Here is a 16,345-nt window from a genome sequence, read left to right as displayed (position 1 = left end):
TTCATTATTAGTTTATGCATTTATACGCTTTAAGGCGTAGTTAACTCCCTCATTTATGTTCACGACTGAACCCGGACTGGCTCTTTCTTTCGATGCAATTATTCGGCGTAAAGAAGAACTCGAAAACCTGTTTTCTCGTCTATTGAAATACAATTCTATTCCTTTTTCTTCGCAATATTGCCTTCCTGTAAATGCTTTATCCATATATTCATCGCCTAAGATCCGCACATGTATTTTGAACGAACGTAATACATCTTCCAGATCCTGTTCTGTTGCATATGGAATAATCATATCTACATGTTTACATGCCTTTAATTGCATATAGCGTTCAAATACAGATTGTGTTGGCTTGTTTTTCTCTGGACGATCAAGTGTTGGATCGGTTTGTAGGCCGCAGATCAGAAAGTCGCAATGTTCTCTGGCATCTTCGAGCATTTTAATGTGACCTGCATGGAGCAGATCAAAAGCAGAAAACGTAATTCCTATTTTTTTCATTTTATATTAGTTTAAAACTGCAATTATTGAAGAAGTATAGTTAGAACGTAGCTCAAAAAGATTCGTTTTAATTTTAAATTATTTTTTTACTGCAGTATTTTCAGAATTCTTGGACCTTTTTCCATCTTTCTTTTTTGAAATTCATATGAACTAAAATTGCTGGCCGGCGTTCTGATCTAAAATGAAATTCAGCGAGCCATGCAGATGAATAGAAATGTATCCATAAATACGCCAAACACTACTTACAGAATTCAGTTTCATAAAGAATTTAACTTTTCGGATTTCAAGAGAATTATTCCTTACTTAAGAGATCTGGGCATCGATACAATCTATGCTGCACCTATTTTTCAGTCAACACCAGGGAGTATGCATGGTTATGACGGCACAAATTTGAATAAAATAAATAGTGAGCTTGGTACGCTGGACGAGCTGAGATCCATTAAAAAAGAGCTAAGTGAATATCATATCAAATGGTTACAGGATATTGTTCCTAACCATATGGCGTTTCATCCCTCGAATGAATGGCTAATGAATCTGCTCGAATTTGGACAGACATCAAAATTTAGCCATTTTTTTGATACCTGCTATAGTTCCAATTTATTCGAGAAAGGAAAGTTAATGGTGCCTATCTTGTCTAAGATTTTAGGCGAAACGATTTCAAACCAAGAAATTGCTGTCGTTTTCTCAGATGATAGTCTTCATCTTTCTTATCAGGAAAACCTTTATCCACTTTCGCCTGAATCCTATTTTTTCGTCCTTAATGATTATTTAAAAGAGAGCCAATCGGATTTTAGTGGACTTCTGGTTCAAATAAATACAGCTCAAGCTAATGGAGATGTCGAGGAATGGAGACAGCTGCGTGCCGATATTTTTAAGAACCTTCCCAATGAGAAATTAAAGCATGTCCTTTACCAATTTAATAATAATCTGGAAAGTATTCACGAACTGGTGGCTAGTCAGAGTTATGAGCTTTGTCCTTGGTGGTTTACAAATCAACGTATAAATTTTAGACGTTTTTTTACGGTCAATGAATTGATTTGTTTAAATGTACAAGACAAAAATGTATTTGAGCAGTCCCATAAGCTGATAAAAAAGCTTGTCGATGAAGAACTGATTGACGGATTAAGGATTGATCATATTGATGGACTTTATAAGCCTACTGACTATTTATTTAATTTGAGGAAATTAATCGGTCCACAAACTTATATAGTTGCTGAAAAAATACTTGAACAGGGGGAGAAACTTCCACTCGAATGGCCTATACAGGGTACAACAGGCTACGATTTTTTGTCGGTTTCCAATAATGTTTGCTCCTGTAAATCGGGAAAGAATATATTAGATAAGTATTATAGAAAAGTTATTGGAGAAAATCTATCCATTAAAAAACAACAGTATGGAAAAAAGAGCATAATTCTCAATGAGCACATGCAGGGCGAGCTTAATAACCTAGCCCGGTCATTGGCATCTCTTTTAGCAGTTAAAAGTCCGAATAAGCTAGGTCCTTTAAGAGATATTCTAAGCTCTTTTTTGGGATTTTTCCCTGTTTATCGATTATATGAAGAAAGCTTTCCACTGTTGGCAAACAATTTTGATCTGCTGTCTTCTCTTTTTAAAAAGTTGACCCGAAAGCCCGAGCTCGATCAAAAGCTGGTTAATCAATTTCGAGAACTGTTTGAGCAAGCACAGGTAGATTCAAAATCGCTGAGCCATACTGCTGTGGCTGATTTTTTTCTCCGATGTATGCAGTTGGCCGGCCCGGTAATGGCTAAGGGTGTGGAAGATACGTTAATGTATACATACAACCGTTTTATAGGACACAATGAAGTCGGCGATCATCCGGATAACTGGGGGCTAAGTAAAAAGAAATTCCACAAATTAATGCAGGAAAGGCAAAAATTTTGGCCACTGTCCATCAATGCAAGTTCTACACACGATACCAAACGTGGTGAGGATTCGCGAAGTCGCTTATTAGTCCTCACCGCTATGGCTCAGAAATGGGTTAAACAGGTTCAGATTTGGCAAGATGTGGTTTGGAATGAATATCGAAAAGACCTCCCACATCCGAATGATGAATATTTTATTTATCAGTCGCTGGTAGCCTCTTTTCCAATGGAAAAACAGGATGAAGAAGCTTATGTCGCCTTTGAAAAACGTTTTTTGGACTACTTGGTTAAGTATCTACGCGAAGGGAAAGAGCGCTCGAGCTGGGAAAATCCAAATTTAATCTATGAAGACGCTGTTCGGGAATTTGCCTCTTTTTTGCTTGATAAAGATCGTCCATTTTTTACGAGCTTTTATCAATTTATTGAAGCGGTAGTTGATTTCGGGATTTTAAACTCGCTCACACAGCAAATCTTGAAATTTACTTGTCCAGGTGTACCTGATATATACCAGGGGTCGGAACTCTGGAACCATAGTTTTGTTGATCCCGACAATCGACGACCGATAGATTATCAATTAAGTGAAAATCTGCTGAAGGCTATTGAAAATATGCCCAACGACAGTCGAATTAGACAATTATGGCAAAATAGATACGATGGGACAATTAAACTATGGTTAGTTAAGAAATTGGTAAAACTCAGAAAGCATGATCCTGCACTTGCCTCAGATAGCAGTTATATTCCATTAAAAGTAAGCGGTCGTTACCGTAAACATATTTTGGCATTCGCGCGTAGATCTGGAGATGATTGGATGATCATAGTACTTCCGCTACACCTCGCTGCTATCGGTAAAATCTCCAAATTCGTAACTGGCTCATTTGACTGGGCAGATACGAGCGTTCATCTTTCCGTAAATCATTCCGTGGCCTGGCATCACATGCTATTTGACATAGCGGGCGAAGGCACAGAAATTTCAGTGAATGCCATTTTTAGGGATCTTCCAATGGCTATTTTAAAATACAAAAGTACCCCACCTAAACGAAGTGCGGGTGTTTTAATGCATATCAGCTCATTGCCATTATCCTATGGAATTGGTGATTTGGGATCCGGAGCTCGTCGTTTTGTTAAACAACTGCATTATAGCGGCCAAAGCTGGTGGCAGGTACTTCCTTTAGGGCCTACAGATGTTGAGCAAAACCATTCTCCTTACAGCACCCTAAGTAGTAGAGCAGGTAATCCATTATTCATCGATTTAAACGAATTGCTGGAATTTGGCTTATTGGAAAGAGGGGAACTAAAGGCTTTAAAAAGAAATAGTTCTAAAACAATAGATTTTGCTGATATAGTCTTCACAAAATACAAACTTTTGGAGAAGGCATTTAATCGTCTTTCTGTTCAACATGCGCTTGATTTCTCCGAATTTGTAGACCGTGAATCTTCGTGGCTTAAGGATTATGCACTTTTCAAAGTTCTAAAAAACAGACATGGGAATCGTCCTTGGTACGATTGGCCAACACAATACAAACATCGCGACAGCACTGCACTTAACGATTTCGCAATTGAATTCGCAGATGAATTGCGAAAGGAAAAATGGTTTCAATACCTATTTTTCAGACAATGGGATGCCATAAGAAACTACGCATACGATTATGGAGTAAGATTTATCGGTGATATCCCATTTTATGTTGCCTATGATTCTGCCGATGTTTGGGCCAATCCGCACTATTTTTCAATAAAAGCAAATGGTACTATTAAAAATGTTGCTGGGGTTCCGCCTGATTACTTTAATGCAGCGGGGCAATTATGGGGAATGCCGACTTATCATTGGGGATCACTCAAAAAAGATGGCTACAGATGGTGGATTGAGCGCCTTTCACACAATTGCGCGCTGTTTGATAGACTACGGCTTGATCATTTTAGGGCATTTTCTTCCTATTGGGAAGTTCCCTTTGAAGAAACTTCCGCTAAGAATGGACGTTGGTCAACAGGCCCTGGTTCGGATTTTTTTGATCAAGTAAAAGTTCATTTAGATGACATGCCTTTTATCGCTGAAGATCTTGGAGACATCGATGCGAAGGTATACGATCTGCGCGATCAATACAACTTTCCGGGCATGGCGGTTTTACAGTTCGCTTTTGATAACGATATGGCACATTCACCCCATATTCCACATCATTATTGCAGAAATTCTGTTGCCTATCCTGGAACACACGATAATAATACGACACTTTCTTGGTATCGTGAAGATCTTAATTCATCGGGTAAAATAAATATCAATACCTATTTTGGACAAATTGTTGACAGTGGAAATGTAAATGAGGTCCTTATACGATCACTTTACGCTTCTGTCGCAGATACAGTCATTGTTGCGATGCAAGATATCCTCAATCTTGATGGATCATGTCGTATGAACCGACCTGCCAGTACGACCGGAAATTGGTTGTGGCGCATGCAGAAAAGAGCTTTTTCTCCAAAACTTCAGGCGAGATTAAATGACTATACAAAATTATACAACCGTTAAACATAAAGATGGAAACAAAAATCAATACAGGAAGCCCTTATCCTTTAGGCGCAACTTACGATGGAGAAGGGGTTAACTTTGCCCTTTTCTCCGAAAATGCCGAAGCTGTCGAACTTTATCTCTATGATAGTTCGAACCAACAAGAAATCGAGAAATTTAAAATAACGGAGAAGACGCATCAAGTTTGGCATATTTATGTTTCGGGAATTAAACCAGGACAACTGTACGGTTATCGCGTGCACGGTCCTTACGATCCGGCCCAGGGACATCGTTTCAACCCCCATAAATTACTGATTGATCCCTATGCAAAAGCAATTTCGGGTGTCGTACAATGGAATGATGCTTTATTTGCGTACAATATAGGAGAGGACGATTTAAGTTTGGATACAACTGATAGCGCTCCTTTCGTCCCGAAATCCGTGGTTATAGACGGTCATTTTGATTGGGGGGACGACCATCCTCCGCGTGTACCGATGCACCAAAGTGTGATTTATGAAACACATGTAAAAGGTTTTACAGCAACTCATCCAGAGATTCCCGAACAAATAAGAGGAACATACGCTGCCTTGGCGCATCCTGTCACCATAAATTACTTAAAGGAACTGGGGATCACTGCAATTGAATTATTGCCTATACACCATTTTATTACTGACCGTCACCTACAAGATAAAGGACTAACTAACTATTGGGGATATAACAGTGTCGGTTTTTTTGCCCCTGATGTACGCTATTCTGCTTCGGGTACCCATGGAGAACAGGTCTTGGAATTCAAGGAAATGGTAAAAGCACTTCATAGTGCAGGGATAGAAGTTATCCTTGATGTCGTTTACAATCATACAGGCGAAGGGAATGAAATGGGGCCAACACTCTCTTTTAGAGGAATTGACAATGCTTCATATTATCGTTTGGCTGAAGATCCACGTTATTATATGGATTTTACTGGAACAGGCAATACATTAAATACCCGCCAGCCTAACGTACTACGGTTGATCATGGATAGTTTACGCTATTGGGTGCAGGAAATGCACGTTGATGGGTTCCGTTTTGATCTGGCATCAGCATTAGCGCGGGAGCTCCATGACGTAGATAAATTGAGCTCTTTCTTTGACGTTATCCATCAGGATCCCGTGATCTCACAGGTTAAACTAATTGCCGAACCATGGGATATTGGAGAAGGGGGGTATCAGGTCGGCGAGTTCCCCGCCGGTTGGGCCGAATGGAATGGAAAGTATCGTGACTGTATCCGCGATTATTGGATTGGAGCGGACAGTATGATCGCTGAATTTGCTAATCGCCTGACTGGATCGTCCGATTTATACCGGGGAGACAATCGTACACCTTCCGCCAGTATAAATTTCATTACTGCACATGACGGATTTACGCTCCACGATCTGGTATCGTACAACGAAAAGCACAATGAAGCTAATGGTGAGGATAATAAAGATGGAGAAAGCCACAACCGCTCCTGGAACTGTGGGGCAGAAGGACCCACAGAGGATTCTACGGTAAATAACCTGAGAGAAAAACAAAAAAGAAACATGCTCGTCACATTATTTCTTTCCCAGGGAGTACCTATGCTTGTCGCTGGCGATGAACAGGGGCGAACACAGCAGGGCAATAATAACGCCTATTGTCAGGACAATGAGATTTCATGGCTCAACTGGGCCAATGTAGACCTATCTTTATTGGACTTCACTAAAAAATTGATCCATTTTAGGCGAGAACATCCGGTATTCTGTCGTCGCAAATGGTTTCAAGGATTGCCTATCCGCGGTACAGGTGTTGAAGATATCGTATGGTTTCTTCCAGATGCATCTGAGATGGATGATCATCACTGGCAGGAAGACTATGCGCGCTCACTCGCTGTGTTTTTAAACGGTGCGGCAATTAGATCAGTAGATACCAATGGAAAGAAAATCGTGGATGCTAATTTTTACCTGATATTTAATGCGTATTGGGAAGATGTAACCTACACGCTCCCCGGTGAAAATTATGGGGCTGGTTGGTTCAAGATCTTAGATACGAATAATGATACGATAGAAAGCTTTGGAAACTATTCAGCAGGAGATTCTATTTTAGTGCCCTCACGTTCCATACTTTTATTTCAATCACAATAAAGTGGGGGATACTGATGAGCAAGACAGGAATTGAACAATTGGGTATTCTTCGCAATGGTGACCTTTGGCAGATTCGCGTATGGGCACCAATGGCAAAGAATGTGCTTTGCCGATTTTATCAAAAAGATATAGAGATCGCGCTTAAGCCCCAGCAATATGGTTATTGGTACGCAGAGAACGATTTATTAGCAGCGGGAGATTTATACTGGATCAGTGTCGATGGCAACGAATTGCCGGATCCGATTTCGCTTTCCCAGCCAGAAGGTGTACATGGTCCCTCAAAAATCGTTGATCTCACTTTTTCTTGGACCGATAAAGATTATCGGCCGCCAGCATTGTCTGATTTTATTATTTACGAGCTTCATGTAGGAACATTTACCTCATCCCATGATTTTGATGGTGTTATCAAAAAGATTCCCTATCTGAAAGATTTGGGGATCACTGCTATTGAAATTATGCCTGTTGCACAGTTTCCTGGTGAGAGAAATTGGGGCTACGATGGTGTTTTTCCTTTTGCAGTGCAGCATTCCTATGGTGGCGCTTCGGAATTCCAAAGGCTTGTGAATTCCTGTCATGAGGCCAATATTGCGGTAATTTTGGATGTCGTCTATAATCATCTCGGTCCGGAGGGAAACTATTTCTCGAATTATGGCCCATATTTTACCGACAAATACCATACGCCTTGGGGTAATGCGCTGAATTATGACGATAGCTATTGTCATGGACAGCGGGATCTGGTACTGAACAATGTACGCATGTGGTTTGAAGACTTTCATATCGATGCGCTGCGTTTGGATGCAGTACATGCAATCAAGGATTTTAACGCTGTTCATATCCTTCAGCAAATTCGTAAGGAAACGGATGAAATTATTGCTAAATCCGAAAAAAACCATTTTCTATTTATTGAATGCGATCTCAACGATAGACGATTTTTAGACCCATTGGCGAAAAATGGTTTCGGGATGGACGCACAATGGCTAGATGAATTTCACCACTCTTTAAGAGTAAGCGTGGGCGAACCCAAAAAAGGGTACTATGAGGAATTTAATGGATTGGCCGATCTCGCAAAAGCTTATGAAAAAGCATATGTATTCGATGGCAACTATTCTCCCCATCGGGAAAAATTCTTTGGAACGGACACTCTCGGTATCAAAGGGGATCACTTTATAGTTTTCTGCCAGAATCATGATCAAGTCGGCAATAGGATGATGGGCGATCGCGCGGCTTCACTCTATCCTGTAGAAGTTACGCGACTTATGGCTTTTGCCGTGCTCATATCACCGTATCTTCCTTTACTGTTCATGGGAGAAGAATGGGGTACAAGACGAGCTTTTCCCTATTTTACCAGTCATAGTGACCCCAAACTTGTAGAGCAGGTGAGAGAGGGACGGAAAAAAGAGTTTGAAGATTTTTTTGAAGATTCAGAATTTCTCGATCCGCAGGACGAGACGACATTTAGGAATACCGTTTTGAATTGGGACGAACAGGATAGCGAAGTCCATCAGAAACATTTATCTTATTATAGATCCCTGATAGCATTCCGTAAAACCAATCCTGTGCTGAAAAATATACAGCGCGATGAAATGACGGCTAAATGTCTCCCAGATCAAAAAGTACTTATCTTATCGATGAGAAAAAACAATAGTTCTTTAGTTGTACTGATGAATTTTTCTGCCACTGTACAACAGGTAACGCTGCCTGAAGATCTGCAATGGAAAATGATATTTAATACGAATGAAATGAATGCCGCGGTTTTGTCAGATACTGATTATGCTCAAATCACTGTCGCATCGCTAAAGCCCTGGTCAGGTCAGGTCTATATTTCTATCTAAATGTATGGTATATAAAAAATTTATATACCATACATCAGGTTTTTATATCGCGTTAAGCAGCCCCTCGGATGACACGTAACAGAACGACAATAATGGCGATAACCAATAAAACGTGAATTATATTCCCTGTAGCATAACCTCCAAAAAAACTAAACGCCCAAATAATGACTAAAATAACAGCAATGATATATAATAAATTTCCCATAATATATTTGTTTTTGCAGTAGAACAGCCTTCGATGGATTATGGTTTGAATGGATAAAATTTAAACGTTAGTTGTTCGTTATCAATCGTTAGTTGTTAGTTATTAATAAGGTGTACAGTTTTCAGCGACCGAACACCAAACTGGTTTGCAAATAACACTTTAGAATAAACGTATTTATAACATTTCCCCATATATAAATACCCTATTGTCTTTTTTTATTATTTGCTTATTTTTTTATCTGTATTTAAAATTAAGCGCAAAAATCCATTAAAATTTGCTTAATAGGCTTTGTAAATAAGGACAACGTATTTTTACCGCTAGCAATGCTATTTATTTTACGTGCAAATTGGCCCTCAAAATTAGCACTCTTCTTGTTATCCTTTTCTTGTAAAATCATTTTAAACAATCAGTTGAATAAAGAAAGAGGATAAGTTATGAACAACCACAATTTAAATGTACTCATCAACGAAAAAAGAAGTTTACTTCATCATTTTGCTGCTAAATTTACAGCTGATCCGGATGAAAAGGAAGACCTGATCCAAGAAACGTGGATACGCGCATTGAAGTCCATAGACAATTTTGTTCAGCATCCGAAGCTAATGAGCTGGTTATATGTAATTATGAAACATACTTACATCAATAAGTATAGAAAAGCAAAGCGTAGCACCGAGATTCAAGATCAATATGTGGTCTTGGAAAGTACAAATACAACAGAACTCAACAAAGGAATCAATAAGTTTATGGCCGAAGATATCGAACGTGCGATGAACAGCTTAACGGCAGAAAACTATGAAATTTTCCGTTTGTTTTTAGATGGTTATAAATACCATGAAATTGCATCCTATTTTGATATGCCAGAAGGTACAATAAAAACTCGAATCCATATGGTAAGAAAAAAGCTGCAAAAACAGCTTAAGGTCTACCGGTTAAATTGACAATCCCAATAAATAAAACAAGCGCTAACGTTTCAGTTTAGCTTGATTTTTGCGAAAGGCTGACTTTTTAAGGTCAGCCTTTCTTTCGTATACTTTCAAAGCAATAGTTCCTTTGCGGAAATCGTATGTTCATCAACTGAATATGATTGCACTCCGACGAAGGTTCATCCCGGCTGCAGCTTTTCAACTATTTTCCAATTGTCCTCTTTTTTATCATAGCGAAGTAGCCAGGTTTCCTGGGGGACTTTCTCTTCCTTCCCGGTTGAATGTTCACCCACTGTAATCGTGATCTCTGAAGGAAGAGCGTGGATAATTTCGGCATAGGCTTTTTCGCCACCGAGGAATTCGATAATCGCTGGCATCGCATTATAACCAATTTCCGGGCTGAATAAGAACTCAGCTATGCCGCCATAATGAATCTCAGTACCATGAAAAATAATACCATTCATAATCTTACAAATTGAAAGTTAAAGTTATAGTGATCTTATCTCAGATCATAAATTTTGGAATTTTGATCTGCGATAATTTTAACAGTCGTATACCATTTTTGTTTTTTTGGCGATCCGATAATTTATTTTGCAAAAGCAATCTATTTGTTTTTGAGACGTGTTATATCAGTAATTAAAAGCAGGAGCTTGAGGGTGAAATAGAAAAATTTTCAGGCAAAAAGGATTCAAAAAAATAATATATTCATCATGAACGTAAAAAGAATATTTGGAACTATTCTCACAGTATTGGGTATTGTAGGACTAATCTATACCGGCTATGAACTGATCATGAAAAGTAATGCCTATACGAATTTGGCAGTAGTCGGCATTTTGGCGCTTATTTTCTTCTCATCAGGAATAAGTCTTGTGAAGAACACGAAAGACGAGTCTTAAAGGCGGCTCATTTCTGGAATTCTAATTTTCGGCTTTTGCTAAAAATTAATGAAGGTCGGATTATCAAGCCCGACCTTCACACATGAATTTTACTTAATATAGTTGAGAATATAAATAACAACGATATACCTCGCATTGTTTTCGTAAAATGCCTTTAGCTGTTGGCCAAGGTTTTTGCTGTATTTCAACTATTCTTGTGCAGCCTTGTCGTTTACGAAACCGCCTGCTATCCCTGTTAATGCTTCGTCGGTATCCTTCTCATTGTCTAAGGTTTTTTGGAGCAGTGTAGCAACATCGTCGTGTCCCATCGTTTCTGCAAATGTGCGAAGAGTACCGTAAGTAGCGATCTCGTAGTGTTCTACTTTCTGTGCTGCAAGGATGAGGCCTGCGTCCCTGGTAAAAGTATCCTTTTCTGTGTCCGAAATGATCGAATCGGCTTCATCAAGTAGTCCTTGCATAGCGTCACATTTTTTAGCAACAGCTTTTTCTCCCAATTGCTCAAATACTTGTTCAAGAGTTTCTATATGTTTCTGAGTTTCCTTGGTATGCTTTTCAAAAGCAGCAGCGAGTTTTTCGCTAGTTGCCGCTTTCTGCATTTTGGGTAAAGCTTTCACTAAGTGTTTCTCGGCCCAATAAATGTCTTTTAGTTCATCGACGAAAAACTCGTGGAATTCACTGTCTTTCATTTTTCCGGTATTACCAGAAGGTTTTTTTGTGGCATTTTTTGCCGGTACAGATTTCGTAGTTGCCATAATAAAAATTTTAAGTGTTATTGCATAGATAACCCAGCCCAAACCACTTTAGTTCAATAAAAGATATTTAACTGTTATCATATAAAAGCGAAAGCGATATTCTCTTCTAAGGTTTGGTACAATCCTGTTAGCGAAACCTTTCGCACTCCAATATTGTTCAGATTAATATTTATCAGGCCATAAAAAGCAATTTGCTAAATGAGAGAAAACCATTTCGTATTGAGTTTTGTGCTATATCAAAATCGAATTAACTGGTAGCGTAATATGCATTTTATTATTTACCAATATATTAATTTTTAAAATACCGATCATGGCCGATAATAAATCAAAAAAAGGAAAAACAGCTAGAAATAGATCCCCTAAAGATACAGTTACGGAATTAGCTAAATATCGGCAAAAGCGTACCGAAGAGAAAACCCCGGAACCCTTTGGCGGGAAACCAAGTGGAACAGAATTACGTTAGAAAGGATGAATAGCGAAGGTGATATTTTTAAGCCTGTCCTTGGTAAAGGTATTGATCTTAAAAAAGTAATTGAAAAATATACCAAATAAATGCATTTAAACCTCCATGGATAATCCGGAATTAAAAACCAGTAATAAAAAATCAATATACAGTGCACTCGCGGCGAATGTATTAATTGCATTAACTAAATTCATCGCGGGAGCATTTACAAATAGTTCCTCCATGATTTCAGAGGGTATTCACTCAACGGTAGATACTGCAAATCAATTGCTCATACTTTATGGCTTAAAAAGAAGTAAGAGGCCGCCCGACCAGTCTCATCCTTTTGGTTATGGTAAAGAACTATACTTTTGGTCTTTTGTTGTTTCCATTCTTATTTTTGGGCTTGGAGGGGCATTATCTATTTACCAGGGTATAGCTCATATCATGGAACCCGAATTAATGAGCGATCCTTTTTGGAATTATATTGTGCTCATACTCTCCTTAATTTTTGAAGGAACTTCTTTTTTTATTGCTTTAAAAGAATTCAATAAAACCCGCAATGGCATGGGTTGGTGGGATGCAATTATTAAGAGTAAAGATCCTTCCAGTTTCCTTGTGGTCTTTGAAGATGGTGCAGCTGTGGCAGGGTTAATAATCGTTATGGTACTCATGGGACTAAGTCATTACTTGCAGATTCCTGAATTAGATGGCCTAGCTTCAGTAATCGTAGGCTTGTTGTTGGTTTTTGTATCCTTTATATTGGCTAGAGAAAGCAGAAGCTTATTAATGGGAGAGGGAATTGCTTCAGAAACAAGATTGAAAATCGCCCAGCTTGCCGAAAAGGATTCGGCTGTTGTAAAAACTAAAAACATACTATCCACTTATCAATCGCCAGAGTACGTTGTATTGATGCTTATTATTGATTTTGAAGATCATCTTGAAACAGAGGAAATCACCGAGGCGATACGCCGGATTCGTGAGGATATAAAAAATGAATTTGAGTTTGTACACTTTGTGATTATTCAACCAGAATGATCATATACATGCCTTTTGGCGAACAATCAAAAACGTCATCTCCAAGACCATAGCGTCAGAATTGTCGGTAATCCTGGCAAATGTAAATACCTGCCAAACCTTTCAGACTTTGGTTTTGTTCACCTGATGGATCAAACCAGAACAGCATTGGATATGAAAAAAGAAAAGAATTTAAAAACTGCTGAGATAGATCAGCATTTAGTGGACAATTCAGAGCAGATTATGACCACCAATGATGGTGTTCCTATTTCCGACAACAACAATACATTAAAGGCGGGTGAGCGGGGGCCATCATTACAACAGGATCATATTTATTTTGATAAGCTGATGCATTTTGACCGCGAACGTATACCAGAACGTGTCGTTCACGCGCGTGGATCAGGAGCCCATGGAATTTTCGAAGCGACCGCTGACGTATCTCAATATACAAGCGCAGCATTTTTAAAAAAAGGAACAGTAACACCTCTTTTTACAAGATTTTCCACAGTAGCAGGTTTCAAAGGTTCTACCGACCTTGCTAGAGACGTACGAGGTTTCTCTGTTAAATTTTATACCGAAGAAGGCAATTACGATCTTGTGGGGAATAATATTCCAGTTTTTTTTATTCAGGATGCGATGAATTTTCCAGATCTCATTCACGCGGTAAAACCAGAGCCAAATAACGAAATGCCGCAGGCGGCATCTGCACATGACACCTTTTGGGATTTTGTATCACTGATGCCCGAATCTGCACACATGATCATGTGGACGATGTCAGATCGTGCCATACCCCGAAGTTTAAGGATGATGGAAGGTTTTGGTGTCCATACATTTAAATTTGTGAATGCTCAAGGTAAAGGCACATTCGTTAAATTTCATTGGAAACCCAGATTAGGAGTACATTCAGTCGCATGGAACGAAGCTCAAAAAATCTCAGGATTTGATGCTGATTTTCATCGAAGAGATCTCTATGAAGCTATTGAAAGGGGCGATTTTCCGCAGTGGGATCTCGGCGTTCAATTAATTCCTGAGGCCGATGAATTTAAATACTCGTTTGACATTCTTGATGCAACAAAGATTATCCCAGAGGAACTGGTGCCTGTTCAGATTATTGGAACGATGACACTAAACCGCAACCCAGAGAATTTTTTTGCAGAGACCGAACAAGCCGCTTTCGACCCCGGAAGGTTAGTGCCAGGCATAGATGTTTCGGATGATCCGCTTTTGCAAGGGCGAATATTTTCGTACATGGATACCCAAAATTATCGATTAGGTGGTCCGAATTTCCATGAGCTTCCTATCAATCGTCCCGTGACCGGCAAACATAATAACCAAAAAGATGGTTTTGCGCGGTCTGAGATTCCTAAAGGTGCTGTGAGTTATTTCCCCAATAGTAAAGCTGCAGGCTGTCCTTATCATGCAATGCTCAATGATGGGGTAGGATTTGAATCCCATAAGCAACCTATTGATGGCTCGAAAATTAGGGCCCGCTCAGATTCCTTCGCAGACCACTTTACACAAGCGAGACTATTTTTTAATTCACAGAGCCCAGAAGAACAGGATCACATGGTCAATGCCCTGAGTTTTGAGCTTTCGAAAGTAAATGATGTCAATATACGAAAGCGAGAACTGGCTATTTTGAATCAGATAGACCAGGGATTAGCAAAAAATGTTGGTACAAACCTCGGGCTTACCCCGCCAAAAGAACTCGATCCATTAACCCTTAAATTCGCACGGCAGAACCATCCTCAATATCCACTTAAACCAGTCAAACCAGAAGTTGACAAGTCTGCTGCTTTGAGTATGAAAGTAAAAGACGGCGAGGGTACAATCAAGAGCAGGAAGATCGCTTTCCTTGTTGATAATGGAGCCAGCAAATCTTCCATAGATAAAATGAAAACAGCACTTGAAAGCGAAGGAGCGCAGGCCGTGTTAATTGCATCTCATGTCGGAAAGATCCGGTTCATGGAAGGGGCAGAAGAAGATATCCAACATTCCTATCTTACAGAGGCCTCAGTTTGTTACGATGCATTCTTCACACCAGCAGGCGAATCAGTAAAGACTCTTGCGCAAAATGCCGATTATCTCCATTTTATCAATGAAGGCTACCGACACTGTAAGGCCCTGGCATTTGCCAAAGATGCTGAAGGCTTAGCTGAACAGTCATTTATTAAAAAAGATAAAGGCGTTATTTTCGAAAGCAAGGACAATTTAACAGCCGATTTTATAGCGGTAATGAAAGGCCACCGTGTTTGGGAAAGAGAAAAATCAAGAAAGGTGCCTTCTTGATTTCTTGATATACAATAAATAGTTCTTCGGTAGAAGGACTATTTGTTTTACAGTCGAATAGAAGTAGGACTGGAAATCAGCAATTGCTTATAATTATTTACAAGAAGTAGCATGAAAAAAGAAGCAAGTAAAAAGATTCGACCGTTGCAAAAGCAAAAGCGACCGGGACTGGAAATAAATATGGTACCAGTTCCTGACACTTCTCCGTTAAAGTATCCTGCAGAAGGAAAATTAAAAAATAAGGTAGCATTGATTACGGGCGGAGATAGTGGTATCGGCAAAGCTGTAGCTCTGTTATTTGCGAAGGAGGGAGCCGATATTGTTATAGCCTATCTTAGTGAAGCAAAAGATGCAAAACAAACCAAAAAAGAGGTTGAATCGTTCTCTCGAAAATGTACGCTGATTAAAGGTGATTTGGGAAAAGAAAATCATTGTAAAAAAGTCATTGAAATTGCAGTAAAAGCGCATAAGAAAATTGATATTATTGTTAATAATGCGGGGCTTCACTGGGAAACAGAATCAATTGAAAAAATTTCCACTGAGCAGTTAATCAAGACTTTTCAGAATAATTTCTTTTCCTATTTCTGGGTTACGAAGTATGCCATACCGTATCTTAAGAAGGGAGCAAGCATAATTAATACATCCTCGGTGACTGCCTATCGAGGCAGTCCAAAGTTAATCGATTATTCTGCAACAAAAGGTGCAATAATTTCGTTTACACGGAGCTTGTCAGCAAATCTTATAGCTAAAGGAATTCGGGTCAATGCTGTTGCTCCAGGTCCGGTATGGACACCATTGATAGCATCATCTTTTGATCCTAAAAAGAACGCCGAATTTGGAAGCGACTCTCCAATGAACAGGGCAGGAATGCCTAATGAAATTGCGCCAAGCTTTCTATTTCTAGCTAGCGAAGATTCACATTTTATGAGCGGTCAAGTTTTACATCCCAATGGAGGAGAAGTCGTAAATGGTTAGATAA

General features: G+C 39.3%; 13 protein-coding genes. 9 read left to right on the top strand and 4 right to left on the bottom strand.

The window, feature by feature from the left end:
- Positions 1–12: 12 nt before the first annotated feature.
- On the bottom strand, positions 13–495 hold the full coding sequence (locus tag ACHWSC_RS16025; protein ID WP_201668003.1) for an adenylyltransferase/cytidyltransferase family protein: 483 nt from the start codon (positions 493–495) through the stop codon (positions 13–15).
- Positions 496–693: 198 nt separating this feature from the next.
- On the opposite strand from ACHWSC_RS16025, the gene treY reads away from it, so the two are divergent.
- The 3 genes from treY to treZ are packed head-to-tail and all read left to right on the top strand — an operon-like array spanning position 694 to position 8,845.
- Positions 694–4,896, top strand: a complete 4,203-nt coding sequence (treY, locus tag ACHWSC_RS16020; RefSeq protein WP_394677413.1) for a malto-oligosyltrehalose synthase — start codon at positions 694–696, stop codon at positions 4,894–4,896.
- An 8-nt stretch (positions 4,897–4,904) separates the two neighbouring features.
- Positions 4,905–7,013, top strand: a complete 2,109-nt coding sequence (gene glgX, locus ACHWSC_RS16015) for a glycogen debranching protein GlgX (protein WP_394677412.1) — start codon at positions 4,905–4,907, stop codon at positions 7,011–7,013.
- A gap of 14 nt (positions 7,014–7,027) precedes the next feature.
- A complete protein-coding gene (gene treZ / locus ACHWSC_RS16010; RefSeq protein ID WP_394677411.1) occupies positions 7,028–8,845 on the top strand; it encodes a malto-oligosyltrehalose trehalohydrolase in 1,818 nt (605 codons plus the stop codon).
- Positions 8,846–8,897: 52 nt separating this feature from the next.
- Here treZ and ACHWSC_RS16005 read toward each other — a convergent pair whose 3' ends face one another.
- Positions 8,898–9,050: a lmo0937 family membrane protein gene (locus ACHWSC_RS16005; protein ID WP_120333750.1), complete on the bottom strand. Its 153-nt coding sequence runs from the start codon at positions 9,048–9,050 to the stop codon at positions 8,898–8,900.
- Between the two features lie 434 nt (positions 9,051–9,484).
- Between ACHWSC_RS16005 and ACHWSC_RS16000 the strand changes: the two genes are divergently transcribed.
- Positions 9,485–9,985: an RNA polymerase sigma factor gene (locus ACHWSC_RS16000; RefSeq protein ID WP_120333749.1), complete on the top strand. Its 501-nt coding sequence runs from the start codon at positions 9,485–9,487 to the stop codon at positions 9,983–9,985.
- Between the two features lie 164 nt (positions 9,986–10,149).
- On the opposite strand, the gene ACHWSC_RS15995 is transcribed toward ACHWSC_RS16000, so the two are convergent.
- Complete coding sequence (locus tag ACHWSC_RS15995; RefSeq protein ID WP_394677410.1) at positions 10,150–10,434, bottom strand: hypothetical protein; 285 nt, start codon at positions 10,432–10,434, stop codon at positions 10,150–10,152.
- Positions 10,435–10,680: 246 nt separating this feature from the next.
- Here ACHWSC_RS15995 and ACHWSC_RS15990 point away from each other — a divergent pair, with 246 nt between their 5' ends.
- On the top strand, positions 10,681–10,866 hold the full coding sequence (locus tag ACHWSC_RS15990; protein ID WP_075993108.1) for a hypothetical protein: 186 nt from the start codon (positions 10,681–10,683) through the stop codon (positions 10,864–10,866).
- Between the two features lie 188 nt (positions 10,867–11,054).
- Here the strand turns inward: ACHWSC_RS15990 and ACHWSC_RS15985 are convergent, their stop codons facing one another.
- The gene (locus ACHWSC_RS15985; protein WP_120333747.1) at positions 11,055–11,618 is read right to left on the bottom strand and encodes a ferritin-like domain-containing protein; all 564 of its coding nucleotides are present in this window, start codon (positions 11,616–11,618) and stop codon (positions 11,055–11,057) included.
- 310 nt (positions 11,619–11,928) lie between these two features.
- On the opposite strand from ACHWSC_RS15985, the gene ACHWSC_RS15980 reads away from it, so the two are divergent.
- The 4 genes from ACHWSC_RS15980 (at position 11,929) to ACHWSC_RS15965 (ending at position 16,341) form a co-directional block, all read left to right on the top strand.
- Entirely contained in the window at positions 11,929–12,081 is a 153-nt protein-coding gene (locus ACHWSC_RS15980; RefSeq protein ID WP_394677409.1) for a hypothetical protein, read from the top strand.
- Positions 12,082–12,186: 105 nt separating this feature from the next.
- Positions 12,187–13,098 carry a cation diffusion facilitator family transporter gene (locus ACHWSC_RS15975; RefSeq protein WP_394677408.1) on the top strand — a complete coding sequence of 304 codons (912 nt, stop codon included), beginning with the start codon at positions 12,187–12,189 and terminating at the stop codon, positions 13,096–13,098.
- 153 nt (positions 13,099–13,251) lie between these two features.
- Positions 13,252–15,366, top strand: coding sequence for a catalase (locus tag ACHWSC_RS15970; protein ID WP_394677474.1), 2,115 nt, complete (start codon positions 13,252–13,254; stop codon positions 15,364–15,366).
- Positions 15,367–15,477: 111 nt separating this feature from the next.
- On the top strand, positions 15,478–16,341 hold the full coding sequence (locus ACHWSC_RS15965) for an SDR family oxidoreductase (protein ID WP_394677407.1): 864 nt from the start codon (positions 15,478–15,480) through the stop codon (positions 16,339–16,341).
- The last annotated feature ends 4 nt before the right edge of the window (positions 16,342–16,345 follow it).

The organism is uncultured Sphingobacterium sp. (assembly GCF_964277905.1).
Classification (GTDB): Bacteria; Bacteroidota; Bacteroidia; order Sphingobacteriales; family Sphingobacteriaceae; genus Sphingobacterium; species Sphingobacterium siyangense.
This window is presented reverse-complemented; position numbering and strand designations above follow the sequence as displayed.

Coding starts and splice junctions, on each gene's coding strand:
- ACHWSC_RS16025 (WP_201668003.1), bottom strand. CDS start 495: ATGAAAAAAATAGGAATTACGTTTTCTGCTTTTGATCTGCTCCATGCA.
- treY (WP_394677413.1), top strand. CDS start 694: ATGCAGATGAATAGAAATGTATCCATAAATACGCCAAACACTACTTAC.
- glgX (WP_394677412.1), top strand. CDS start 4,905: ATGGAAACAAAAATCAATACAGGAAGCCCTTATCCTTTAGGCGCAACT.
- treZ (WP_394677411.1), top strand. CDS start 7,028: ATGAGCAAGACAGGAATTGAACAATTGGGTATTCTTCGCAATGGTGAC.
- ACHWSC_RS16005 (WP_120333750.1), bottom strand. CDS start 9,050: ATGGGAAATTTATTATATATCATTGCTGTTATTTTAGTCATTATTTGG.
- ACHWSC_RS16000 (WP_120333749.1), top strand. CDS start 9,485: ATGAACAACCACAATTTAAATGTACTCATCAACGAAAAAAGAAGTTTA.
- ACHWSC_RS15995 (WP_394677410.1), bottom strand. CDS start 10,434: ATGAATGGTATTATTTTTCATGGTACTGAGATTCATTATGGCGGCATA.
- ACHWSC_RS15990 (WP_075993108.1), top strand. CDS start 10,681: ATGAACGTAAAAAGAATATTTGGAACTATTCTCACAGTATTGGGTATT.
- ACHWSC_RS15985 (WP_120333747.1), bottom strand. CDS start 11,618: ATGGCAACTACGAAATCTGTACCGGCAAAAAATGCCACAAAAAAACCT.
- ACHWSC_RS15980 (WP_394677409.1), top strand. CDS start 11,929: ATGGCCGATAATAAATCAAAAAAAGGAAAAACAGCTAGAAATAGATCC.
- ACHWSC_RS15975 (WP_394677408.1), top strand. CDS start 12,187: ATGGATAATCCGGAATTAAAAACCAGTAATAAAAAATCAATATACAGT.
- ACHWSC_RS15970 (WP_394677474.1), top strand. CDS start 13,252: ATGAAAAAAGAAAAGAATTTAAAAACTGCTGAGATAGATCAGCATTTA.
- ACHWSC_RS15965 (WP_394677407.1), top strand. CDS start 15,478: ATGAAAAAAGAAGCAAGTAAAAAGATTCGACCGTTGCAAAAGCAAAAG.